This window comes from Myroides odoratus, from assembly GCF_001549985.1.
GTDB lineage: Bacteria > Bacteroidota > Bacteroidia > Flavobacteriales > Flavobacteriaceae > Flavobacterium > Flavobacterium odoratum_A.
The window spans coordinates 1-323 of record NZ_LROZ01000080.1 but is presented as its reverse complement, the minus strand read 5'-3'; the positions used below and the strand labels follow the sequence as shown (position 1 = coordinate 323).

The 323-nt window shown below is 46.1% G+C and carries 1 protein-coding gene; it reads left to right on the top strand.

Annotation, left to right across the window (positions count from 1 at the left end):
• On the top strand, window positions 1–323 hold a 323-nt coding region (locus tag AWV75_RS19055; RefSeq protein WP_197429622.1), incomplete at both ends, for a hypothetical protein.

Below are 323 nucleotides of genomic sequence, written 5' to 3'. Positions count from 1 at the left end.
ATGGCAACAAGATCAAAGAAGAGGAGTATACCTATGATGTGCGCAATCGCTTGGTGGAATATAGCATCAAAGGGAGTGAATTCCCAAAGGATGGCTATGGACAGGCCTTTCGCAAACAAGTGTATCAGTATGATGCGCTGAATAATATGACTAGGGTGGAAACTACTTTGGAAAATCAGCAGGTCGATGTCGCGCAATATCACTACGACAATAGCGAAGATCCGACGCAGTTGACCCGTGTGACACATTCCCATGGATCCTATCCTTCTGCTATTGATTTACAGTACGACACTTGTGGGCGTATGACCGTGGATGAAGCAGGG